Source organism: Bradyrhizobium sp. SZCCT0148, from assembly GCF_018129985.1.
Taxonomy (GTDB): domain Bacteria; phylum Pseudomonadota; class Alphaproteobacteria; order Rhizobiales; family Xanthobacteraceae; genus Bradyrhizobium; species Bradyrhizobium japonicum_H.
The window spans coordinates 247,831-270,129 of record NZ_JAFCKT010000006.1 but is presented as its reverse complement, the minus strand read 5'-3'; the positions used below and the strand labels follow the sequence as shown (position 1 = coordinate 270,129).

Annotated in this window: 20 protein-coding genes; 10 read left to right on the top strand and 10 right to left on the bottom strand. The window is 63.5% G+C overall.

Translation table 11 applies throughout. The features are described 5' to 3' along the window. Positions 1 to 6 precede the first annotated feature (6 nt). The 7 genes from JQ580_RS20445 (at position 7) to JQ580_RS20415 (ending at position 7,890) form a co-directional block, all read left to right on the top strand. The gene (locus tag JQ580_RS20445; protein WP_212282016.1) at positions 7 to 1,068 is read left to right on the top strand and encodes a protein-glutamate methylesterase/protein-glutamine glutaminase; all 1,062 of its coding nucleotides are present in this window, start codon (positions 7 to 9) and stop codon (positions 1,066 to 1,068) included. 2 nt (positions 1,069 to 1,070) lie between these two features. Beyond that, the gene (locus JQ580_RS20440; protein WP_249134292.1) at positions 1,071 to 2,207 is read left to right on the top strand and encodes a methyl-accepting chemotaxis protein; all 1,137 of its coding nucleotides are present in this window, start codon (positions 1,071 to 1,073) and stop codon (positions 2,205 to 2,207) included. A gap of 9 nt (positions 2,208 to 2,216) precedes the next feature. After that, a complete protein-coding gene (locus tag JQ580_RS20435) occupies positions 2,217 to 2,510 on the top strand; it encodes an STAS domain-containing protein (RefSeq protein WP_212282015.1) in 294 nt (97 codons plus the stop codon). 4 nt (positions 2,511 to 2,514) lie between these two features. After that, complete coding sequence (locus tag JQ580_RS20430) at positions 2,515 to 3,168, top strand: ATP-binding protein (RefSeq protein WP_212282014.1); 654 nt, start codon at positions 2,515 to 2,517, stop codon at positions 3,166 to 3,168. After that, the gene (locus JQ580_RS20425) at positions 3,165 to 4,481 is read left to right on the top strand and encodes a PP2C family protein-serine/threonine phosphatase (protein ID WP_311982465.1); all 1,317 of its coding nucleotides are present in this window, start codon (positions 3,165 to 3,167) and stop codon (positions 4,479 to 4,481) included. The genes JQ580_RS20430 and JQ580_RS20425 overlap by 4 nt, the downstream gene beginning before the upstream one ends. Then, entirely contained in the window at positions 4,466 to 4,831 is a 366-nt protein-coding gene (locus tag JQ580_RS20420; protein ID WP_212282013.1) for an Hpt domain-containing protein, read from the top strand. The genes JQ580_RS20425 and JQ580_RS20420 overlap by 16 nt, the downstream gene beginning before the upstream one ends. Positions 4,832 to 4,932: 101 nt before the next feature. Then, the gene (locus JQ580_RS20415; RefSeq protein WP_212282012.1) at positions 4,933 to 7,890 is read left to right on the top strand and encodes an ATP-binding protein; all 2,958 of its coding nucleotides are present in this window, start codon (positions 4,933 to 4,935) and stop codon (positions 7,888 to 7,890) included. A gap of 184 nt (positions 7,891 to 8,074) precedes the next feature. Here the strand turns inward: JQ580_RS20415 and JQ580_RS20410 are convergent, their stop codons facing one another. From JQ580_RS20410 to JQ580_RS20400, 3 genes are read right to left on the bottom strand one after another with little or no spacing between them, the layout of a single operon-like run. Beyond that, positions 8,075 to 9,070 (bottom strand): ABC transporter substrate-binding protein, encoded by a 996-nt coding sequence (locus tag JQ580_RS20410; protein WP_212282011.1) that lies wholly within the window; start codon positions 9,068 to 9,070, stop codon positions 8,075 to 8,077. A gap of 20 nt (positions 9,071 to 9,090) precedes the next feature. Further along, positions 9,091 to 9,900, bottom strand: a complete 810-nt coding sequence (locus JQ580_RS20405; RefSeq protein WP_212282010.1) for an ABC transporter ATP-binding protein — start codon at positions 9,898 to 9,900, stop codon at positions 9,091 to 9,093. Further along, a complete protein-coding gene (locus JQ580_RS20400) occupies positions 9,897 to 10,652 on the bottom strand; it encodes an ABC transporter permease (RefSeq protein ID WP_409363216.1) in 756 nt (251 codons plus the stop codon). The genes JQ580_RS20405 and JQ580_RS20400 overlap by 4 nt, the downstream gene beginning before the upstream one ends. A gap of 121 nt (positions 10,653 to 10,773) precedes the next feature. On the opposite strand from JQ580_RS20400, the gene JQ580_RS20395 reads away from it, so the two are divergent. From JQ580_RS20395 to JQ580_RS20385, 3 genes are read left to right on the top strand one after another with little or no spacing between them, the layout of a single operon-like run. Continuing rightward, the gene (locus JQ580_RS20395) at positions 10,774 to 11,901 is read left to right on the top strand and encodes a mandelate racemase/muconate lactonizing enzyme family protein (protein ID WP_212282008.1); all 1,128 of its coding nucleotides are present in this window, start codon (positions 10,774 to 10,776) and stop codon (positions 11,899 to 11,901) included. Continuing rightward, positions 11,901 to 13,496 (top strand): GMC family oxidoreductase, encoded by a 1,596-nt coding sequence (locus JQ580_RS20390; RefSeq protein WP_212282007.1) that lies wholly within the window; start codon positions 11,901 to 11,903, stop codon positions 13,494 to 13,496. Before JQ580_RS20395 ends, JQ580_RS20390 begins: the two co-directional genes overlap by 1 nt. A gap of 28 nt (positions 13,497 to 13,524) precedes the next feature. After that, a complete protein-coding gene (locus JQ580_RS20385) occupies positions 13,525 to 14,247 on the top strand; it encodes a GntR family transcriptional regulator (RefSeq protein ID WP_212282006.1) in 723 nt (240 codons plus the stop codon). 6 nt (positions 14,248 to 14,253) lie between these two features. On the opposite strand, the gene JQ580_RS20380 is transcribed toward JQ580_RS20385, so the two are convergent. The 7 genes from JQ580_RS20380 to JQ580_RS20350 form a co-directional block, all read right to left on the bottom strand. After that, positions 14,254 to 16,044 (bottom strand): chloride channel protein, encoded by a 1,791-nt coding sequence (locus JQ580_RS20380; protein WP_212282005.1) that lies wholly within the window; start codon positions 16,042 to 16,044, stop codon positions 14,254 to 14,256. Between the two features lies 1 nt (position 16,045). After that, positions 16,046 to 16,876, bottom strand: a complete 831-nt coding sequence (locus JQ580_RS20375; RefSeq protein ID WP_249134291.1) for a formylglycine-generating enzyme family protein — start codon at positions 16,874 to 16,876, stop codon at positions 16,046 to 16,048. Positions 16,877 to 17,023: 147 nt separating this feature from the next. Beyond that, a complete protein-coding gene (locus JQ580_RS20370; protein ID WP_212282003.1) occupies positions 17,024 to 18,667 on the bottom strand; it encodes an arylsulfatase in 1,644 nt (547 codons plus the stop codon). 32 nt (positions 18,668 to 18,699) lie between these two features. Beyond that, on the bottom strand, positions 18,700 to 19,473 hold the full coding sequence (locus JQ580_RS20365) for a GntR family transcriptional regulator (protein WP_212282002.1): 774 nt from the start codon (positions 19,471 to 19,473) through the stop codon (positions 18,700 to 18,702). Between the two features lie 4 nt (positions 19,474 to 19,477). Beyond that, positions 19,478 to 20,530 carry an ABC transporter ATP-binding protein gene (locus JQ580_RS20360; protein ID WP_212282001.1) on the bottom strand — a complete coding sequence of 351 codons (1,053 nt, stop codon included), beginning with the start codon at positions 20,528 to 20,530 and terminating at the stop codon, positions 19,478 to 19,480. Then, on the bottom strand, positions 20,527 to 21,366 hold the full coding sequence (locus JQ580_RS20355) for a carbohydrate ABC transporter permease (RefSeq protein WP_106952350.1): 840 nt from the start codon (positions 21,364 to 21,366) through the stop codon (positions 20,527 to 20,529). Before JQ580_RS20355 ends, JQ580_RS20360 begins: the two co-directional genes overlap by 4 nt. After that, positions 21,363 to 22,298, bottom strand: a complete 936-nt coding sequence (locus tag JQ580_RS20350) for a carbohydrate ABC transporter permease (protein WP_212282000.1) — start codon at positions 22,296 to 22,298, stop codon at positions 21,363 to 21,365. Before JQ580_RS20350 ends, JQ580_RS20355 begins: the two co-directional genes overlap by 4 nt. Between the last annotated feature and the right edge of the window lies 1 nt (position 22,299).

The window sequence follows — 22,299 nt, the reverse complement described above, 5'->3', positions numbered from 1 at the left end:
CGCGCCATGGATCCGGTCAAGGTTCTCATCGTCGACGACTCCTCCTTCGTCCGGCAGGTCCTCACCGAGATGCTCTCGCGCGACCCCTCGATCATCGTCGTGGGCGCGGCGCCAAATCCGCTTGTCGCGAGGGAGATGATCAAGGCGTTGAATCCCGACGTGCTGACGTTGGACATTGAGATGCCGCGCATGGACGGCCTGCAGTTCCTGGACAAGATCATGTCGCTCCGACCGATGCCGGTGGTGATGATCTCGTCGCTGACCCAGAAGGGTGCCGACACCGCGCTTCGCGCGCTGGAAATGGGAGCGGTGGACTACGTGGCCAAGCCGACCATCGGGCTTGCCGATGGCCTTGCCGCGCTGGCCGAGGAGATCATCGGCAAGATCAAGATCGCCGCGTCGGCGCGTGTCAGACCTCTGCAAGGCGCCAAGCCGGCCGTCCCTCGGATATCGTCCGGTCCGTCGTTCAATTCGTCGGAGAAGATCATTGCAGTCGGGGCTTCGACCGGAGGCGTTGAAGCGTTGCAGCAGTTCCTGACGGCGTTTCCAGCCGACGCACCCGCCATTCTCGTGACGCAGCACATGCCCGCGGCATTCACCGAATCCTTCGCCAAACGGCTCGACAAATGCTGCCTCATCGGTGTCTGCCAGGCCGAGGACGGCGAGCGCGTGCTGCCCGGCCACGCCTACATCGCGCCCGGCGGCTATCACCTCGAATTGGCCCGGAACGGCGCCAACTACACGTGTCGTCTGAATGACCAGGCCCTGGTCTCCGGCCATCGGCCTTCGGTTGATGTTCTGTTTCGATCGGTGGCCAGGGCGGCGGGCGCCAACGCGGTGGGCATCATCCTGACCGGCATGGGAAAAGATGGCGCTGCGGGCCTGCTGGAAATGCGTCGCGCTGGAGCTTCGACGATCGGTCAGGACGAGGCATCCTGCGTCGTTTACGGCATGCCCAAGGCCGCGGCCGATTGTGGCGCCGTCCAGACCGAGCTTCCTCTGGCGAGAATACCCGGCCACGCACTGGATTTGTGCCAATCCATGAGCGCCCGCGGCGTGAGAGTGTGAAAATGTTTGGAATGCGACAGCGCAAGATCGCGGACCTGCCGGTCGAAGAGCCGGCGGTCGCGATGCCGACGCCCGCAAGCGACGGGTCCGCGCAACAGACGGCGCTGCTGCAGCGCTGGATGGCACTCGCGAACATGCAGCAGCGCGTGATCGAGACGCTGATGTCTGAGATCTCCCAGACGTCGGCTTTCGTCGAGACCGAGGCGGACGCGCTCAGCGGGCGGTTTCAGCGCCTGGCGTTGAGCGCCGAGCAGCAGACCGCACGTGTCGAGAGCCTGACGCATCTGGCCGTTGGCATCGAAGTGGAAGGCGAGACCGTTCCGATCGACCGGATCGCCAGCCTGCTGGAGGGCACGCTCGGCGACGTCGTCGAGAAGATCCTGATGCTGTCCAAGGATTCAATGTCGATGGTGTACGCTCTGAATGAGCTCAACACCAACGTGGTACGCGTGGACAGCTGCATGAAGCAGCTTAGCGGAATCAACAAGACGACCAACATGCTCGCGCTCAACGCGCGGATCGAGGCTGAGCGCGCCGGCGTCGCAGGAGCCGCCTTTCGGGTCGTCGCTCAGGAGGTTCGCGAGCTCTCGAAGGCGACCTCCGAACTCTCCGTCTCCATGCAGAACGAGCTGAACGCGGTGACGAATGGCATCGCCAGCGGCCGCGATACGCTGCAGCGCGTCGCCACCATCGACATGTCCCAGAACATCCTTGCAAAGGACCGGCTCGAGGTTCTGTTGGCGGCACTGATGCGACGAAGCGAAAATCTGAACGGTATCGTCGCCGACGCGGTGCGCGAGGCCGGCGTGATATCGGCCGACGTCGAAAGCATGGTGACCGGAATTCAGTTCCAGGACCGGACCAAGCAGCGGCTCGAGCACGTCGTCGATACGCTCGACGTGATCAATCAGGCAACCAACGAGCTGAAGACGTCCACAGCCGGGCAAGTGCCCGAACTCGCCGGCGAGATCGCGCCGGACGTCGAATGGGTCAAGGCACTGCTCGATCGGTTCAAGCTCAGCGACATGCGGGCCCGCTTTGTGGCGCAACTGCTCGATGGTCAGTCGCCGGACATGTCCCCGGATCTGCAGCCCGAGCAACTCGCACCGTCTTCAAGTGGATCAGTGGAACTATTCTAGGAGGAAGGCATGGAGTTCAGGTTCGGAAACGACGGCGTCCAGATCTCGGGAGAATTCACGTTCACCGATCACGCCTCGTTCAAGTCGATGATCGACCGCTTGCTTCTCGATGGCTCATCGTCGGTCACGATGGATCTCGGCCAGTTGCAGTTCATCGATTCCGCAGGCCTTGGCATGTTGCTGCTGGCAAGGGATGCCTTTGGAAAGGCTGACCGGAAGCTGGTTCTTCGGGCGCCGAGCGGTCAGGTGAAGCGGATGTTCGGCCTCACCAAGTTCGACACGCTCTTCAGCGTGGAAGACTGAGGCGATGAACGCGGAAGCCGCAGGGTCGAAGGCTCGCTCCTTTGGGAGCGGACACCTGGCCTATTGGGACGGATGTTCGCAGATGTCGTTGTCCCAGGCGCTGTCGCCCCCGGTCATTCAATGCGTCGAACTGGGCCTCGAGGGGCGCCTGAAGGCCGGACGCGAACGCGTCGTCGGGCAGCTGAGCCTGCTGGTCTCGACGAGATCGGCATACCGACATCCCGTCGGCCGACGATTCCTCGAGGCGATCGAAAAGCGAACGAAGATCGCCGGCGACCTGCATGATCGGATCGGCACGGCCGTGCAGGAGGCGGTGATGAACAGTCTGCTGCACGGCAACCTTCACATCGATACGCAGGCGCGGGAAAGTCTGGAGGGCCTGAACGAGCTCCACGAATCCATCGCTCACGAACTGGAGCGCCCGGACGTCGCTCATTGCATGATCCAGCTCGACGCCTTGTGGAGCACGAAGATGCTCTATGTGATCGTTCGCGATAGCGGCGTCGGCTATCCGCGGGATCGATTGCCGAGGCGCGGCGAGCCCGACGCCTGTGCCGCGCGCAGCAGTGGCCGTGGCCTGTCGATCCTTACAGCAGTTTGCGACAGGGTCGCCGTGATCGAAGGCGGCAGGGCCATCAGGTTGGGATTTCGCCTGTGAACAGAACCCCGCCTGCGAATTTGTACCTGGGAGCGGAGGGGCTGACCTCGGGCCAAGCCGTTCGCAATGCAAGAATCCTCATTGCGGACGACGAGCCGCTGACGAGGAAGTTGCTTGCGGGCATCCTGCAGGCCCAGCATTTCACCAACCTGCGGTTTGCCGAGAATGGGCAGGATACACTCGATCTGATGCACTCGTTCCAGCCCGATCTTCTGCTGCTCGACATGCAGATGCCCGATATGGGCGGGCTGGAGGTATGTAAGGCCGTCCGGCTCCGGGACGAATTCGTCGACGTTCCGATCCTCGTCCAGACCGCGACGGTCAATCGCAGGGAGATGGGAGCGCTGTTCCGCGCCGGCGTGTCGGATTATCTCTCCAAGCCGATCAATCCGGCCGAACTCGTTGCCCGCGTCGTCGTCCATCTCGAACGGAGAAACCTGCTGCGCGAGTTGCGCGAGTATCGTGAACGCATTTCGCTCGAGCTCGATGCGGCGCGAAAGATGCAGGCCGAATTGCTCCCGTCACATGCGACTCAGCATGCCGCGGCTGAAGCCGCCGGATTGCGGATCGGATCCTACAGCCGGTCGTCGTCGGAGATCGGCGGCGATCTCTGGGGATTGCTGCCGATCGACGGTGGCCGTTTCGGCGTGTTCCTGGCCGATTTCACCGGGCATGGGGTGACGGCCGCGCTCAACACGTTCCGCCTCCATGCTCTGGTGCACGAGTACAAGTCCCTGCACGGCGATCCGGCGGCGTTGCTGTCGATGCTCAACGAGCGGCTGGTGCGACTGCTGCCGCCAGGGCAATTCGCCACGTTCCTGTATGTCATCGTCGACCACGGTGCCGGCGAAGTGCGTTTCGCCACGGCAGGCGCACCGCCGCCGATCATGACTTCGGAAAGCAGGGGCGCTGTGCGCCCGTTCGAAGCGTCCGGCGTGCCATTGGGAATCGCGCGCGGCGTGACGTACGACGAGCACGTCCATCACTTCGCGGAAGACGCCAGACTGCTGCTGTTCAGCGACGGTCTGTCCGAATTCACCGATGGGACGATCGAGCGGATAGGAGAGGCGGGCCTTGTCACGGAGATGAAGGTCAGCCCGCGGGCCCTGGCGCCGCATGAGCTGATCAATGCGATCTGCCGTGCCGCCGGCATCGAGCAAGGCGTCGCGATGCCGGACGACACCACGATCATATGCATCGATAGGCGGGCGGCCTGCAACGACACATGCATCATCAAGGCCGGGGTTGCTTCGGATTGCTCGGTTGCCTCCCTCGTTCCCGCTCAGGAGGAGGTGCAATGTCAGCGCAGCTAGCCGATGTTCCGTTGTTCGACGATCTGCAGATCGCGTTGCTTCGCGAGGCGCTCGACGAAGACGATCTCGCTGCGCTGCTGGCGGAGCTGCCGCAGGCCACCGGCGCCGCTATCGAGGCGATCAAGGCCGCAGCCAGCTCAGCCGATCTCGCCGAGGTCCAGCGCGCGGCTCACGTTCTCAAGGGAAGCGCGGGTAGCTTCGGAGCGGCGAGGCTTGCCAGTCTTGCCCGGGAGATCGAGCTGGAGCTGCGGGGGATGGACGAGGTCACTGAAAGTCTGGCGCGTCTTGCCGCGGTCGCGGAGCAGACCTGGGCCCATCTGCCCGTCATCGTGGGACGCCCCCTCAAATGACGGAGCCACGGGCGTCACTCATCGAGGCAGCGAGCCGAATGTTTCGGAGGCAGAAGCGGGCCATCCTCGCTTATCTGCCTATGGTGGCGTCCGGCCTTCTCATGCTGCTTGCGATCGTGGCAGCTGAGACGACGATATGGCATCTTCACGGCCGTGCGGATCGGGAGACGCAGGCCGGCCTCAACCGGATCGCGCTGATCCTGGCCGACCAGACCTCGCGCTCATTTCAAGCCGCGGATCTGGTGCTGAAGGACGCTTCCGACCGGATTGACGCCCTTGCCGCGGCGGACGCAACGGCGCAACCGCACCTTGGCGACAAGGGGCTGCACGATTACCTCGTCGACAAAGTCAAAGGCCTTCCTCAAGTCGCGAACCTCATCCTGATCGGTGCCGATGGCATCTATGCCAACAGTGGACGGGAGTGGCCGGTGCCGCCGACCTCGTTTACGCATCGCGAACAGTTCCGATACCATCGGGATAATCTGAATGGCGGTTTGTTCGTAAGCGAGCCGGTCAGGAACACCTATGACGGAGCGTGGACGATTTACCTCGCTCGTCGCTTGACCGGCTCCGACGGTCGCTTCGCCGGCGTGGTTCAGGCTGCCGTGCGGTTGAACTATTTCGAGAAGTTCTACGCTTCGGTTGCGTTGGGCGAGGGCGGATCGATCGCGTTGCAGCGAAATGACGGGATCGTGTTGGCCCATCATCCCTGGGTCGAGGGCCTCGTTGGCACCAGACCGGAACGAGGCTCTGAGCTCACAGACCTACCGGTCAATGATCCCGCGCGCTACGTCGCGATCCGGCGGGTTCCGGACTTTCCGTTGGTGATTTCGACCGCTCTGACCAAGGAGGCGGTTCTCGGATCCTGGCGCCGCGATGCCACCACTCTCATCGTCGGAACTCTGGGCGCGGCGATTGCAGTTATCCTGCTGCTGTGCGTCCTGTATCGTAAGATGCGTAACCTGAGGCGCTCGGAGGTCCTGCTCGCGGGTCAAAATCTCAAGCTCGAAAACAACGAGCGGCTTCTGCTCGACGCCCAGCGGATCGGAAAGCTGGGACATTGGTTCGCCGACGCCGCAGGTCGCAATGCGATCTGGTCGCCGCAGATGTTCGAGATTGCCGGCATCGCAGCTCTTGATTGTGTGCCGTTAGAACGGTTCATCTCGCTCCTGCATCCCGACGACGTCGGCGAATTTCTCGTTGCGCGCCGGCATGCGCGCGCGAACACAGAGCCATTTACCCACGTTCATCGTTGGGTCCGGCCCGATGGGAGTATTCGTTGGGTACGGCTCGACAGCGATCCCCAATTCGGTCCCGATGGAAGCGTCACGGGCACGTTTGGAACGGCACAGGATATCACGGACCGCAAGGAGGCGGAGCGGGTCGCGGAGGAGTCGAGGAGCCGGCTGTTCGACGCGATCGAGTCGGTATCGCAAGGCTTCATCCTGTACGACAGCGAAGATCGCTTCGTTCTCGCAAACGGCCGGTATCGCGAAATGTTTCCGGAATTGACGGCGCTGCTTGTCCCGGGGATGCGCTACGAGGAGATCTTGCGGGTCGGCTGGCAGTTTGACCTGTTCGAAGAGCCAGATGCCGATTTCGATGAGTGGCGGGCGCGTATGCTGGCCTGGCATGGCACGGGCGAGCCCGTCGAAAGCCGTTATCCCGACGGCCGTTGGATCCAGTTCGTCGATCACCGGACTTCCGACGGGGGCATCGCCGGCATTCGTACCGATATCACCGAGTTCAAGCAGGTCCAGGCGACCCTGGAGCAGAAGCTGAAGGATCTTGAGAAGAGCCGTGCGGAGCTTGAGGCCCAGACGCGTGAACTGGTGGCGACGTCGCAGGATCTGGTGAAGGCCAGGGACGCGGCGGAACAGCTAAGCAGAACGAAGTCGGAATTTCTCGCAATCATGAGTCATGAAATCAGGAGCCCCCTCAGCGGCATGGTGGGAATGATAGAGCTGCTTCGAGACACACAGCTGAATGAGGAGCAGAAGCGGTACGCCGAGCTGGCCAGGGAATCCTCAAATAGCCTGCTGGACGTCATCAACGACATTCTCGATTTTTCCAAACTCGAGGCGGGCCACACGTCCACCGAGCGGGTCGATTTCGACGTTATCGACCTCGTCAACGGCGTCGTCAGGCTCGTCAGGCCAAAGGCGCAGGATAAGGGTCTGGACGTCGAGGTGATCGTGGCAACTCAACTGCCCAGGTGGTTGTCCGGCGATCCCACCCGGTTGCGCCAGGTGCTTCTGAACCTCGTCAACAACGCCATCAAATTCACTCCGAGTGGCCGCATCGTCGTGACCGTAAGCCATCGCGAGCTCCCGGCCGGCGCATTGGAGCTGCGTTTCGAAGTGGTCGATACCGGCATCGGCATCGACCCGCAGCAGCAATCACAGCTCTTCAATCCGTTCGTTCAGGCTGACACCTCGATCTCGCGCAAATATGGCGGCAGCGGACTCGGTCTCGCGATCTGCAAAAAGCTGTGCGTGATGATGCGCGGTAGCATTGGCGTACAGAGTGCGCTTGGACAGGGCAGTACATTCTGGTTCACCATCACCTGCGGTATTGGAAATCCGCACGTCACGGACGCACCTCCCCTCGTGCCGCAGATCGGAGGTTCACTGGACATCCTTGTGGCGGAAGACAGCCCAATCATCGCGACGTTGATTTCGACGCTGCTCAGGAAGCGCGGCTTCGTTCCCAAAATGGTCGAAAACGGTGTTCAAGCCGTGGACGCTCTGGCCGAGAGGCACTACGACATCATTCTGATGGACGTGAACATGCCGGAGATGGACGGGATGTCGGCAGCGCGCGTCATCCGGCGCCTGCCTGGTCCTGAGAGCAATATACCGATCATTGCACTGACGGCGAGCGTTCTAGCTGAACAGCGGGAAAGCTATCTGGCTGCGGGCATGAACGACTACGTAGCCAAGCCAATTCAACCGTCTGCGCTCTTTGCGGCCATTGAGAGATGCGCGAGACGACAAGAGCATAGTGGCACGCAGCACAGCCCGGCTGCGTCAACCGACCTGGAACGTCCGCAGCGGTGATCCGGATCGACCAACGGGCCCACTTCAGCTTGGCGTCATTCGCCTGCCGTATTGGCCCCCAAGCCGGGGCGGTGTTCGAGATTGAACCCTGCAAGGGTCTCCAAGCCGGCGCATTGATCCGCGCTCCGCGTCCGCGGGGCGCGCCAGGTGTGCTTCTCGGTGCCGCGCTGGCGCTTTGAACCGACTACGTGATGGTGCTCAGATAGAGGCTCGGGTCGAAGTATTTGCTCGCCGGCGTGAAGTCCTTGACGCCTGCATTGGCCATGAAGAAGTCTGTCGATTGTTGCAGCCAGTTGGTGACGGTGCCGTCCGAGTACATCCGCTTCCAGTCCTTGGACGTGAACATCTTCTGGGCCTTGAACGACTCGTTGATGTCTGCAAGGGGCGTCTGGCTGTAATGACCCTTCTGCAGCTTTTCCATGGCCTCAGCGCTGTTCGCGACGATATAGTCGTTGGCGTCGGCCCAGCCTCGGATCAGCTTGGCCAGCGTCTCCTTGTTAGGCTCGTAATAGTCGTTAGCCGCCGCCCAACCGCCGATGATTGCGGCTTTGGGATAGAATGCAGAAGCATCTGCGAGCTTGACGGCGCCCGGCACCTTGTCGCGAACCGTGACGTTGAAGGGCACCCAGAGTGCGACGGCAGGCACCGCGCCGGAAATGAAGGCGGTGACGGCGGCCGGCATGGTTTGGTTGACGAGCTCGACCTCCTTGGGATCGACCTTGTTGGCACGGAGCGCCGTATCGAGGAATACGTGCGCCGTCGTGCCGGTGGCCGTCGCGATACGCTTGCCCTTGAGGTCCGCGAATGACTTGATGCCCTGATCGCCGCGCACCCAGAGCTGAGCGGTCGCAACCTCGATGTCGTTGATGAGGAAGACCTTGCCCTGGCCGCGGGCCGGGAAGTTCGAGAGGACCGCGCCGGTTGCCAGCACGTCAAGGCTTCCGCCGATCAGCGCTTGAAAGATTTCGAGGCCGGTGTTGAACTGCCGGAGCTCGAGATCGAGGCCCTGCTTTTCGAAGGAGCCGCGATCCATACCGGTCCAGATCTGGCCGTCGACGGCGACGGTGTGAAGATAGCCGACGCGAACCTTTGTCTTGGCCTGGGCGATCGCGGGTGCGGAGGCCGTGAAAGTGCCGAGTGCCAGGCCTGCCGTCGTGGTCAGAAATTGCCGCCGATCCATGGTGTGTCCTCCGTTACTTGTTATTCCGAGAATGAGACCGGACGCATCTGCGCCTGCTGGGCGCGATATTCGTCCATGACCAGCTGCCTGATATGACTGCGTAGCTCAGCGAATTCCGGACGTTCCTGGATCGATTCATCGCGCGGGTAAGCGAAGGGAACGTCGATGATCTGCTTGATCCGCGCTGGCCGCGCGGTCACCACCACGATGCGGGAGGCGAGGTAAATCGCCTCCTCGACGGAATGGGTAATCAGCATGACGGTCTTGCCTTCGGCCTCCAGCACCTTGAGAAGGAGGTTCTGCATGTTGGAGCGGGTCTGGGCGTCCAGCGCCCCGAACGGCTCGTCCATCAGCAGGAATTTCGGCTTCACGGCATAGGCCCGCGCGATCGCGAGTCGTTGCCGCATGCCGCCGGACAGATGCTTCGGATAGGAATTGGCGAAGTCGGACAGCCCCATCAGGCCGAGATAGTGATCGCAGATCGCCTCACGCTCGGCAGTCGGGACATGATTGGCGTTGAGCGTCAGGCCGAAGGCGATGTTCTGTTTCACCGTCAGCCAGGGGAATACGCCATACTCCTGGAAGATGACGCCGCGTTCGGGTCCGGGGCCGGCGACGGGGCGCCCATCGAACAGGACCTTGCCTGTCGTCGGCTTCTGAAAGCCGGCGAGCATGCTCATCATCGTGGTCTTGCCGCAGCCGGACGGGCCGATCACGGCAATGAAGTCGCCGTCGTTGATGTCGTAGCTGACGTCCTCGACGACCTTGAGGCGGCCCTTCGGCGTTTCAAAGGACAGGGAAACCTTGTCGAATTGTGCGCGCTTGGTCATGCGATGGCCCGATCTTGCCAGACCAGCAGCCGGGCCGTGATCTTGCGCAGGATCAAATCCATGATCAGTGCGATCAGGCCGATGCAGATGATGCCGACATAGATGACGTCGAGCAGGAAGTAGGTCGAGGCATTCTGGATCATGGCGCCGAGCCCGCGCTGCGCCGCGATCAGCTCCGATGCGACCAGTGTCGCCCAAGCCACGCCCAACGCCACGCGCAGCGCCGTGAGAATGTGCGGGACGGTGAGGGGAATGATGACCTTGCGAAAGATCTCGGCTTGGTTGGCTCCGAGCGTTTGCGCCACGCGGATGTAGAGCGGCGTGATCTGCGACACGCCCTCATACATCACGATCACGCCGGAGAAGAAGGAGGCGTAAAACAAAATGACGAGCTTGGCGAGCTCGTCGACGCCGAAATAGACGATCACCAGCGGAATCAATGCGATCGGCGGTAGCGCGCGAAAGAAGTTGATCATGGGGTCGGCGAAGGTGCGGGCGGGGCGATACCACCCCAGCAGAAATCCGACCGGTACTGCCACGAGGATGCCGAGCGCGACGCCGAGAAAGACGCGCCGGGTCGAGGCGAAGATGTCGATCAGCAAGCCTTCTGTGGTGAGAAGCTCGAAGAACTTTGCGGCGACCTGGTGCGGCGCCGGGATCAGCGAGACGTTGACGAAGCCGCTCCAGCGTACGGCGTACCAGAGCAGGATCGCGCCGAACCACGGCAGCAATCCGAGACCGAAGCGTCTCACGCCAGCTCCGTTCATTCGACGCGTCCACCCACATTGCGGTTGATGTTTTGAAAGGTCATATTATAAATAGGATGACCATACAAGTGCCGCCTTTGGTCGTAGGCGTCGCAGGCTTTCCCGCATGACACCATCGCCTTTCACCATCCGAAGCGTCCAGGCCTTTGGCTATCGCTATCCGCTGACGACGCCAGTCATCACGTCATTCGGGCGGATGAAGGACCGGCCGGCCGTCTTCGTCCGCGTCGAGGACACTGACGGAAATATCGGCTGGGGCGAAGTGTGGTGCAATTTTCCAGCACCAGGCGCCGAACATCGTGTTCGGCTCGTTAACGAGGTGCTTGCGCCGGCTCTGGTCGGATCCACCGTGCCGAAGCCATTTGCGGCGTTCGAGCATCTGACTCAGGGAACCTCGGTGCTCGCGCTGCAATCGGGAGAAGCCGGCCCGTTTGCCCAGTCGATCGCCGGCATTGATCTCGCGGTCTGGGATCTCCACGCCCGCCGGCAGAACCTCGCGCTGTGGCGGCTGCTCGGTGGCGCCAGCCAGAAGATCAAGGTCTATGCCAGCGGCATCAATCCGGTCGGTTCCGAGCGGACGGCCGAAGCGGCGCTGGGCCGCGGCTATCGCGCATTGAAGCTGAAGATCGGCTTCGATCCGGCAGGTGACCGCGCCAATCTCGCCGCGCTGCGCCGGCTAGTCGGCGAAGGCCTGCTTGCTGCAGACGTCAACCAGGGCTGGACCATTGCGCAGGCGCTGGAACTTGCACCGCAACTCGAGCACTTCGATCTCGCTTGGCTGGAGGAGCCGATCCGTGCGGATCGCCCTCGCCAGGAATGGATGCAATTGCACGAGAGAGTCCCCTTTCCGCTGGCAGCCGGTGAGAACATCGCGAGCCACGCCGGGTTTGCCGAGGTGCTGCGCGAGCCGGTTCTCGGTGTCGTCCAGCCCGACATTGCCAAATGGGGCGGGCTGTCGGCGTGCGTGGGCATTGCCCGCGACATCCTGACGTCGGGGAAGATGTTCTGCCCGCATTATCTCGGGGCCGGTATCGGGCTTCTGGCATCCGCGCATCTTCTTGCCGGCGTCGGCGGCGACGGACTGCTCGAAGTCGACTGCAACGAGAACCCGTTGCGCGACCGGTTCTGCGGTCCCGTGCGCGATGTCCGCGACGGCATGATCGAGCTCGGCGACGAACCGGGTCTCGGCATCACGCCCGATCTTGCCTCCATCGAACAATACCGGACGGTCTGATGCCAGCACGCGGCTACGACTACATCATCGTCGGCGCGGGCTCGGCCGGATGTGTCGTTGCGAACCGATTGTCGGCCGATCCGTCCTGCCGCGTACTGCTGCTGGAGGCCGGCGGATCGGATCGTAATTTCTGGCTGAAACTTCCGGTCGGCTACTATCGCACCATCTACAACGAGCGATATTCACGCCTGTTCAGGACCGAGCCTTCGGAAGGGAGTGGCGGTCGTCCCATCGTCTGGCCGCGCGGCCGCGTGCTCGGTGGCTCCTCGTCGATCAACGGTCTGATCTTCATCCGCGGCCAGCACGAGGATTTTGACGATTGGGAACGCCTCGGCGCCGATGGCTGGGGCTATCGCGAGCTGCTGCCTTACTTCCGGCGCTACGAGCGTTACCGCGGTGGGGAGAGCCAGTTTCACGGTGGACTCGGGGAGTTCGAGGTCTCCGACCTTCGCAATGACAATCCGGCATCGAAGGCCTGGGTTGAGGCGGGTGTGCAGTTCGGCCTGCCGCGCAATCCCGACTTCAACGGCGCCACCACGATGGGCGTCGGCAGCTACCAGCTCGGCATCGGGCGGCATTGGCGGACCAGTTCGGCCTCGGCGTTTCTGCGTCCCGTCGCCGGTCGTCCGAACCTCACCATCATTACCCACGCGCAGGTCAGCAGGGTCGTTTTCAATGGTCGTGTCGCGACCGGTGTGGAGTGGATCAGCAAGGGACAGGTCCACAGTGCGACGGCTGATCGTGAGATCATCCTGTCCGGCGGCGCGCTGCAGTCCCCGCAGATCCTTCAGCTTTCCGGTGTCGGTCCGGCCGACCTGCTGCGCAAGCTCGGCATTCCCGTCGTCGCCGATTCTCCTGATGTCGGTGGCAATCTTCAGGATCATTATCAGGCCCGGCTGATCGTTCGGCTCAGGGAGCGGATTTCGCTCAACGATCAGGTCCGCAATCCCGTTGCGCTCGCAAAGATGGGGCTGCAGTGGATGCTGGCAGGTAGCGGTCCATTGACGGTCGGGGCGGGGCAGGTCGGCGGCGCAGCCTGCACGGAATACGCCGTCGGCGGACGGCCGGACGTGCAGTTCAACGTGATGCCGCTTTCGGTCGACAAGCCTGGCGAACCCTTGCACAGCTATTCCGGTTTCACCGCTTCGGTCTGGCAGTGCCACGGACAGTCGCGCGGACACCTCGCGATCAGCTCGACCGATCCGTTCGAGCAGCCGCGTATCGTGCCGAACTATTTTGCCGAGGAGATCGACCGCAAGACCATTGTTGCGGGTCTGAAGATCCTGCGCGAGATCTATCGGCAGAAGGCGTTTCGTCCGCTTTGGGATGTCGAGATGGTGCCGGGCGAGGCAGCCAGGGATGATGCCGGGCTCTGGGACTTTGCGCGCAACACGGGAGGCACGGTATTTCACTGTGTCGGGACCTGCCGCATGGGCAGCGACGCGCAGGCCGTCCTCGATCCGCAGCTGCGTGTGCGCGGCGTCGAGCGCCTGCGCGTGATCGATGCCTCGGTGATGCCGCAGATCACCTCGGCCAACACGAATGCGACCAGCCTGATGATCGGCGAACGCGGTGCAGCGCTGGTCATGGCCTGATCGCGCCACCTGGATTCCGGAGGACGAGATGGAATTGAGTTCCGACAGTCACGTCCCCAAATACGCGCAGATCGCCGACATCTTCCGGCAGCGCATCGCGCGCGGCGTCTGGACCCAGGGATTTCGCCTGCCGGCCAACGAGGAGCTGGCGGCCGAGTTCGGCGTGTCGCGCGTTACGATCCGGCAGGCGGTGGAACTGCTCGCCCGCGACGGCGTGATCGAGGCGCAGCAGGGCCGCGGCACCTTCGTCACGGGGACCGTGCGGCAGGATCGCTGGCTCAAGGTCGAGACGACGCTGTCCGATCTCGCCGACATGTATCGCGACACCTCGCCCGAGATCATCAACATCTCGGAAAGCCGCAGCAACGCGCCGCTGCTTCCCGGAGACGGCAAGCCGGCCGAGAAATACGTCTTCATGCGTCGGCTGCATTCGCGGCAGAAGCAGCCTTACTGCGTCATCTCCATCTATCTGGACGAGAAGATCTTCCGCAGGTCGCCGAAGCGCTTCCGCAACGAGACCGTGATCCCGATCCTGAACGATCTCAGAGATCCCGCCATCACCAGCGCGCGCCAGACCCTGACGATCGGCACCGCGGACATCGAGGCGGCGCGGCTGCTGCGCGTGCCCCTGAACTCGCCCGTGGCCGAAGTCCGCCGCATCTTTACGACGCAGGACCGCACCGTGATCTATCTCGGCGAGGTCACCTATCGTGGCGATTTCGTGCGGATCGACATGGATCTGCGGCCCTGAGCGCCCTCAGCGCGAGAACAATTCCTGGTTCCGGCGTTCGAGTTCTTCCCCGTAAGTGCGCAGAACGTGCGCTTCGCTCAGTGTGCCGATCGTGGCGCGATGGTCGGGACGGTCGACGACCGCGAGCACGTCGGCTTCGCTGCGTTCGAAGGCCTTCAGGATCTCGCGAACCGGCGTGGTCGGGAGCAGGTACTCCTCCTGTTGCTGCGCCAGCGACCCGAGCAGCTCCTCGTCCCGGTTGGCCACGGAATGCAGCGTGGCGGCGGGCACGATGCCGGCATAGACGCCATTGGGATCGCGCAACACGATTTGGCGGACCAGTGCCGGCGAGAACTGCCTCTGCGCCTCGCCGATCGGCATCGTCGTCAGCGCATTCTCGAAGTCGGCGCGCATCAGGGATGCCGCGCTCATCTGCCGGACCCAGCCGATGTCCTGCGGGCCGCGGATCGCCTCGCCGCGCAGATGGAAGCGCCACGTCGCGAAGCTGTAGCCGAACAGCTCGCGGACGATCAGCGCGCAGACTGACGAGGCGACCACGGCGCCGACGGTGACGGAGAAATCGCCGGTGATCTCGAGCGCGAGACAGACCATGCTGAAGGGCGCTCCGAGCACGCCGGTTCCGAGCGCGGCGAGCGCTGCAATCGCGGCGGTGCCGGGCTGAAGCGCGATCGTGGGCAGAGGGCCGGTCAGCACGACGCTGTAGAGCTGTCCGATCAGCGCGCCGAGCAGCAGCGAGGCGAAGAACAGGCCGCCGCGAAAGCCCGAGCCGAGCGAGATGGCGGAGGCCAGGATCTTGAACAGGATGGTTGTCGTGAGCAGGAGCCAGGTCGGATTGCTGACCAGCAGGATCTGCATCGCGCCGTGGCCGGCGCCGAGCACAGTCGGCGTCAGCAGGGCGAGGCCGCCGAGCAGCAGGCCGCCGAGCATCGGCCGCAGCAGGCCCTTGAGCACCGTGATGCGCTGGAAGCAGCGCTCGGAGAATGCGACGGCGAGCATGACGAGGATGCTGGCGAAGGCGCAAATGATGCCGATCAGCATCGTCTGCCCGATCATTTCGACGGACACCGGAGAGGGGAATCCAGGCACCATCAGGAAGGACTGGTGCGTCAATTGCCGCGCGACGAGCCACGCGGTGACGGCGCTGGCGATGACCGGCACGAGACCGGCAGCGGTGTAGGCGCCGAGCACGACCTCGAAGGCGTAGAAGGCGCCGGCCAGCGGCGCGGAGAACGCGGCGCTGATGGCTCCCGCGGCGCCGCAGGCCACGAGCAGCCGCATGTCATTGCGCCGGGCGGCCAGGCGCTGACCGACATGGGAGCCGAACATCGAGCAGATCTGGGTGTAGCCGGCTTCCAGTCCGACCGATCCGCCGAACCCGTTGGACAGCAGCGTCTGGATCGAGATCAGCAGGCTGCCGCGAAACGACACCCGGCCGCCATAGAGCGCGTTGGCCTCGATGGCGTCGGCGAGCTGCTGTCCCTTGACCCGCCGGGCGAAGTACAGCCCGATCAGCGCAAGCACGAGGCCGCCGAGCACGGGGATCAGTAGCGTGCGCTGCCACGAGATCACGCCGGTGGCACTGAGGTGAGCGTCGATAGGAATGTCGAACAGCAGGGCGTGAAAGAGCTGGCTGAGGCTCGAGATCGCAGCCACGAGAACGCCGCTGAGCAGCCCGACGACGATGCCGACCAGCACGAGGCCGGTCTCGCGGTTGCGCACGAAATTGCGCAGGAATAGCGGCAGCAGCCGGATGCCGGGAGCGGCAGCCGGTTTCGCTGGATGGGGTGCCGGCTCCATCCTATGCAGGATCCCGCAGCGGCTCGGTGCGCACGACGCGGAAGCCGATATTGCTCGACGCGGAGTCGGGCGTATTGGAGCTTCGCGCCGCGACCCGGTAGCGATTGCAATAGGATTCGTGGCAGAGGAAAGATCCGCCACGCATCGACCGGTTGGGAGCTGGCTCGCGGTTCAAGGGGTCTCGCGATGGCGTGAGGCGGTGATAGCTCGGCGAAAAATAGTCCTGGCACCATTCCCAGACATTTCCGGCGACATTGTGCAGGCCATATCCGTTGGGCACGAAAGCGTGAACGGGCGCCGTGCCGAAATAGCCATCATCGACCGTGTTGCGGTCGGGAAAGTTGCCCTGCCAGATGTTGCAGCGATGCTGGCCGTCGGGCTGCAGCGCGTTGCCCCAGGGATAGATGGCCTGGTCCAACCCGCCGCGCGCGGCCATCTCCCATTCCGCCTCGGTCGGCAGGCGCGTGCCGGACCATTGGCAGTAAGCCTGTGCGTCGTTCCAGGAGACGTGGACGACAGGATGATCGAGCCGGTCGAGGATGCTGCTGGTCGGTCCTTCCGGCTGCGCCCAATAGGCGCGCGTCACCGGGATCCACCATGGCGTTTCCTGAACGCGCATCGCGTGCGCGGTGCGCGTCGCTTCGGGCACGAGCCCCTCGAAGACAAAGCTCCAGCCATAGCGTTCGGCATCCGTCGTGTAGCCCGTGGCCCGGACGAAGTCGCCGAATTGCAGATTGCTCACGGTGTGGCAGGCAATGGCAAACGGCGACAGCGTGACGAGCCGCACCGGGCCTTCGCCATCCTCGACAAAGCCCCCGTCCGCGGATCCCATGTGGAACGTTCCCCCGATCAGAGAGCTCCAGCGGCGCGGGATCGGGGTTGGATTGGGAAGGACCGCTGCTTGCGTGTCGATGCCTGCCGCCGGTTCATTGCCGGCGGCGCGCAGGGTGCAACAATGTGAGCGATCCCCGGTCATGCCCTATTTCTGCTTCTCTTCCTCCCAGAAGGCGGTGCCGCCTTCCGCCTCCATCAGCTCGAGAATCTTCCCGCGCGGGATGACGCCGCAACGGTTCGCCCATTGCTGATACTGAGCCGTCATCTCGCGGACGCGATCCGGATGTTGCGCGGCCAGATCGTTCATCTCGGTGCGATCCATCTCCATATCGTAGAGTTCCCAGGGGCCGGGATATTTTCGGACCAGCTTCCACTTGCCGACGCGCACGGCCGCGTTGCCCTCGTGCTCCCAGAACAGCGGGCCACGATTGCCATAGGCTGAGGCGAATGACGGAACCAGGCTCTCGCCTTCGCAGGGCAGGATGGCGTTGCCGTTGTATTCTTTGGGATAGGTGGCGCCGGTGACGTCGAGGATAGTCGCCATCACGTCGGTGAGCTGGCTAGGATTGTGGCGTAGGCCGCCCTTTTCGGAGATGCCGCGCGGCCAGTGCACGATGAACGGCGTCGCGATGCCGCCCTCGTGGATCCAGTGCTTGTAGAGCCGGAACGGCGTGTTGGAGAGATTGGCCCAGGCCGTACCGTAGCTCTGATAGGTATCTTCGGCGCCGGGCATCAGCGTCGGATCGTTGCCGAAGCGCACCGGCCTGCCGTCGCGCGTCATGGCCTTGGCGATCATGAGCTGGTCCACCAGCTCCTTCGCGGTGACGCCCTCCGGAATGTCCTCTGCGCAGGCGCCGTTGTCGGACAGGAAGATGATCAGCGTGTTGTCCATCTGCCCGGTCTCTTCCAGCGCCTTCAGGATCCGGCCGATGCCCTGGTCCATGCGATCGATCTGGGCTGCGTAGACTTCCATGCAGCGCAGCGTCCACTCGCGTTGCTCCGCGTCGCTCCACGGCGGCTGGGTCGGATCGCGATCGGTGAGGCGCCAGTTCGGGTGGATGATGCCGTCGTCGACGAGCCGCTTGAGGCGCTCTTCGCGCAGCCTGTCCCAGCCGGCATCGAAGCGGCCCTTGTATTTGGCGATATCCTCGTCATGGGCATGGAGCGGCCAGTGCGGCGCCGTGTAGGCGACGTACTGGAAGAACGGGGCATTGGGCTTCTCAACCTTGTGCTGGCGGATGAAGGCCGCCGCCTGGTCGCTGATCGCGTCGGTGTAGAAGAACGACGGATCTTTCTCGGCCTCGTGCTCGATGTTGTCGTTGCCGCGCGTCAGCGTGTTCGGATGATAGAAGCTGCCGGCGCCGATGATGGTGCCGTAGAAATGGTCGAAGCCGCGCTGCATCGGCCACGCGTCGGTCGGCTCCGTCAGGCTGCTGGCGATGTGCCACTTGCCGCTGAGATAGCTTGTGTAGTTCTTGCTCTTCAGGGCCTCGGCGATCGTCACGCAGCTCTTGTTCAGATTGCCGGCATAGCCCTCGGGGCCGTTGCTGTAGGTCAGAATGCCGATGCCGGTCTGGTGCGGATGCAGGCCGGTGAGCAGCGAGGCGCGCGAGGGGCTGCAGCGGGCGGTGTTGTAGAACTGCGAATAGCGCAAGCCATTGGCCGCAAGCCGATCGAGGTTCGGCGTCTGGATCTCGCCGCCGTAACAGCCGATGTCCGAAAAGCCCATGTCGTCGTTGAGGATGAGCAGGATGTTGGGGCTGTCCGGGGTCTTTGCGCCATTCGGCATGTTCGTGTCCTCGTTATTGGCGTGTGGCGTTGTCAGTGGCGGCGCGTCAGGCTGATGCTGAGGCGGAAATATTTCGGCAGGTAGACGGCACGCAGCAGCTCGAGCGCCCGTCCGTCCTTGCCGAAGGTGACGCGTTCGATGGCGAGCAGCGGCGACCCGACCTTCACGCCCAGCAGCTTGGCGCTGCTGGCGTCAGCGAGATCGGCGCTGATGGTCTGCTGCGCGTCCTTGATGGTGAGACCAAGTTCATCCTCGAAGACGCGATACATCAGGATCGAGACCAGATCGCGCTTCTCGAGCTCGAGACCGATGTCCGGCGGATAGAAGGCGTGCTCGATCGCGATCGGCGTGTCGTCCGCGAAGCGCAGGCGTCGAAGCTGCCAGACGGCCCGCTCCCGAAGCTGCTCGCGAACGGCGGGATCGTGGCGATTTGTCATGCCCTGCTGCAGGATCTTCGCGCCAGCCTGGTAGCCGGCGTCGCGGATGGTTTCCGAGAAGCCCATGAGATGGCCGACCCAGTTCTCGGGCTGGTTCGAGCGCAGGAAGGTGCCGCGGCCGCGCGAGCGGTCGAACATCCCTTCGTTCACGAGCGGCGCGATGGCGTTGCGGATGGTGATCCGGCTGACGCCGAAATGACGGCCGAGCTCGGCTTCGGTCATGAGACGGCCGGTCTCGTCGATCAGCTTGCCGTCACGCACCTGGTTGCGGATGGATTCCCGGATCTGGATGTGCAGGGGCGTCGAACTTTCCCCGGTCACATCACTGCCCAGCGGTGAGAGCTTCTTCTTGCGCGTTTGAACAGCCATGGTGTCAGAGCCGCATGCGTGTCGCTGGGTCGAACAGGTGAATATCCTGCGGGCGTGCGGAGATCGAGATCGTGTCGCCTTCGCCGGGAATGTTGCCATCGGAAACGCGCATGCGGATCATGGTGCCGGCGCAGTCGAGGTCGAACACGGCGGTATCGCCGAGGTCCTCGATCAGGTCGACGCGCGCGCCGAGGCCGCCTTCCGTCATGCGCAGGGCGCCGGGACGAAGTCCGACCACAACATCGCGCTCGCCCGCGGCCGTGCTCGTCGTCTTGAGACGATGGCCCGCGACAATGACGTCGCCGTCCACGTAGCGGGCTGGGATGAGGTTCATCGGGGGATTGCCGATGAAACCGGCAATGTCGATCGAGTTCGGGCGCGCGAACACCTCGGCGGGCGTGCCGACCTGCTGGATCTCGCCTGACATGAACACCGCCATGCGATCCGCGAGCGTCATCGCCTCTTCCTGGTCGTGCGTGACGTAGACGGCGGTGACACCGAGCGAACGCTGCAGCTTCTTCAACTCGGCGCGGGTTTCCAGCCGCAGCTTGGCGTCGAGGTTGGACAGGGGCTCGTCGAGCAGGAACAGGCGGGCCTTGCGCACGATGGCACGGGCCAGCGCGCAGCGCTGCTGCTGGCCGCCCGAGAGCTGGCCGGGCTTGCGGTCGAGCAAATGGTCGATCTTCACCTTGCGCGCGGCGTCCCTGACCGCGGGCGCGATCTCGGCCTTCGGCAGCTTCGCCATTTCAAGGGGGAAGGCGATGTTCTCGGCCACCGTCATGTGCGGATAGAGCGCGTAGCTCTGGAACACCATGGCGATGTCGCGGTCGCGTGCGTCGGTCGAGGTAACATCCTTGTCGTCGATCAGCACGCGGCCGGCGGTCGGCGCATCCAAGCCGGCGAGAATGCGCAGCGTCGTGCTCTTGCCCGAGCCCGAGGGCCCGAGCAGGGCGAAGAACTCGCCCGGCTTGATGTCGAAATTCACGCCCTTGAGCGCGGCGAACTCCCCGTGCATCTTGACGATGTTGCGAAAACTGACCTGACCCTGGCCGCTCATCGGCGCCCTCCGCCTTTGACTGCACCGACCGTCAGGCCCTTCACGATATGCTTCTGCGCGACCACGCCGAGAACGACGACAGGGAGCATGGCGAGAACCGAGACCGCGGCGAGCTTGGCCCACAGCGTCTGTTCGACGGAGACGAAATTGAACATGGCGACCGTGACCGGACGTACCGTGTTGCCGCTGAGCACGACCGCGAACAGGAATTCGTTCCACGCATTGAGGAACACGAACACCACGGTGACGGCAATGCCGCCGCGGACCTGCGGAATGATGATGCGCCACAGCGTCTTCAGTCGGCTGGCGCCGTCGAGATAGGCCGCCTCCTCCATCTCGAAGGGAATGTCCTCGAAATAGGAAACCAGCAGCCAGATCGCGAAGGGCAGGGAGAACGACAGATAGATCAGGATGATGCCCTGGTAGGTGTCGATCCAGCCGATGTTCCGCAGCACCAGGAAGTAGGGGATGATGATGCCGACCGGCGGCAGCATCTGCGTTGCGAGCACGTAGAAGCCCGCGAACTTCTTGCCGCGAAAGCGCAGGCGCGCCAGCGCGTAGGCCGCGGGCACCGCCATCAGCATCGTGACGATGGTGGTGCCGACGGAAATGATGGCGCTGGAAAGAAGGTTCGGCAGGATCGATCCCGAGCCGAACAGCACGTCGCGATAGGCGTCCAAGGTCGGTGCGAACACCAGCTTGGGCGGATAGGCCAGCACGTCGGAATCGGTCTTGAGCGAGTTCAGCACGCTCCAGATGATCGGGAACGCCCAGGCCAGCAGGAACACCATGGAGATCGCCAGCAGGGCGAAGACGCGAAGGCGCTTTGCGGTCATTTCGCCCTCCGCATCGCGAACAGAATTCCGGAAATGACGATGGTCACGATCAGCAGGGCGACCGCGAGCGCCGAGCCGTAGCCGATCGAGAGTTCAGTGAAGGATTTCCGGTAGGCATAGAGATTGAGGATCTCGGTCGCGGTGCCGGGCCCGCCGGCGGTGACGGTGAAGATCGCCGCGAACGCGGTCAGTGCCACCATGGTCCTCATGATGATGACCATCACGATTGCGGGGCGCAGCAGGGGCAGGGTGATGCGGCGAAAGCGTTGCCAGGCGGAGGCGCGGTCGAGCCGCGCTGCCTCGTAGATATCCTCGGGCAGCGAGGCGAGCGATGCCAGCAGCACCATGAACGCGAACGGCGTCCACTGCCAGGTATGGATCGCGATCACCGAGACCATCGCGAGCGTGGGATCGCCGAGCCAGTTCTTGCTGCCGAGCCCCGCATTAATCGCGAGGAAGTCCACGATGCCGAATTCCGGCGCCAGCATGAAGGTGCGCCAGATCATGCCGACCACGGCCGGCGACAGCACCACCGGCAGGATCGCGATGACGCGGAACCAGCCCTGGCCGCGCTTCATATCCATGACCAGCAAGGCAAGCGCGAGGCCAATGACGACCTGAAGCGCAACGGTCGAGCCGGTATAGACGAGGCTCACCAGCAGCGAGGTCCAGAACCGCTCGTCGGAGAGCAGCACCTGGTAATTCTCGAATCCGACGAAGCCGTTGGTGAACGGCATCGCCAGATCCATCCGGAACGTGCTGGTATAGACCAGGAAAAGCAGCGGAAACGTCGTCGTGGCCATCAGGGCGAGAAACGCCGGTGCAAGCAGGGCCGCCGCAAACCGGCGCTCGCGCTGTGCCAGGACGCGGCCGAAATCGCTGCGAGGCGCCTCGCTCGCGATCCCGGCCGATGTCACCGCTGTCGTCGCCATG

Coding starts and splice junctions, on each gene's coding strand:
- JQ580_RS20350 (WP_212282000.1), bottom strand. CDS start 22,298: ATGGCGACGACAGCGGTGACATCGGCCGGGATCGCGAGCGAGGCGCCT.
- JQ580_RS20445 (WP_212282016.1), top strand. CDS start 7: ATGGATCCGGTCAAGGTTCTCATCGTCGACGACTCCTCCTTCGTCCGG.
- JQ580_RS20405 (WP_212282010.1), bottom strand. CDS start 9,900: ATGACCAAGCGCGCACAATTCGACAAGGTTTCCCTGTCCTTTGAAACG.
- JQ580_RS20420 (WP_212282013.1), top strand. CDS start 4,466: ATGTCAGCGCAGCTAGCCGATGTTCCGTTGTTCGACGATCTGCAGATC.
- JQ580_RS20385 (WP_212282006.1), top strand. CDS start 13,525: ATGGAATTGAGTTCCGACAGTCACGTCCCCAAATACGCGCAGATCGCC.
- JQ580_RS20375 (WP_249134291.1), bottom strand. CDS start 16,876: ATGGGATCCGCGGACGGGGGCTTTGTCGAGGATGGCGAAGGCCCGGTG.
- JQ580_RS20365 (WP_212282002.1), bottom strand. CDS start 19,473: ATGGCTGTTCAAACGCGCAAGAAGAAGCTCTCACCGCTGGGCAGTGAT.
- JQ580_RS20440 (WP_249134292.1), top strand. CDS start 1,071: ATGTTTGGAATGCGACAGCGCAAGATCGCGGACCTGCCGGTCGAAGAG.
- JQ580_RS20390 (WP_212282007.1), top strand. CDS start 11,901: ATGCCAGCACGCGGCTACGACTACATCATCGTCGGCGCGGGCTCGGCC.
- JQ580_RS20395 (WP_212282008.1), top strand. CDS start 10,774: ATGACACCATCGCCTTTCACCATCCGAAGCGTCCAGGCCTTTGGCTAT.
- JQ580_RS20430 (WP_212282014.1), top strand. CDS start 2,515: ATGAACGCGGAAGCCGCAGGGTCGAAGGCTCGCTCCTTTGGGAGCGGA.
- JQ580_RS20415 (WP_212282012.1), top strand. CDS start 4,933: ATGCTGCTTGCGATCGTGGCAGCTGAGACGACGATATGGCATCTTCAC.
- JQ580_RS20410 (WP_212282011.1), bottom strand. CDS start 9,070: ATGGATCGGCGGCAATTTCTGACCACGACGGCAGGCCTGGCACTCGGC.
- JQ580_RS20370 (WP_212282003.1), bottom strand. CDS start 18,667: ATGCCGAATGGCGCAAAGACCCCGGACAGCCCCAACATCCTGCTCATC.
- JQ580_RS20380 (WP_212282005.1), bottom strand. CDS start 16,044: ATGGAGCCGGCACCCCATCCAGCGAAACCGGCTGCCGCTCCCGGCATC.
- JQ580_RS20355 (WP_106952350.1), bottom strand. CDS start 21,366: ATGACCGCAAAGCGCCTTCGCGTCTTCGCCCTGCTGGCGATCTCCATG.
- JQ580_RS20435 (WP_212282015.1), top strand. CDS start 2,217: ATGGAGTTCAGGTTCGGAAACGACGGCGTCCAGATCTCGGGAGAATTC.
- JQ580_RS20360 (WP_212282001.1), bottom strand. CDS start 20,530: ATGAGCGGCCAGGGTCAGGTCAGTTTTCGCAACATCGTCAAGATGCAC.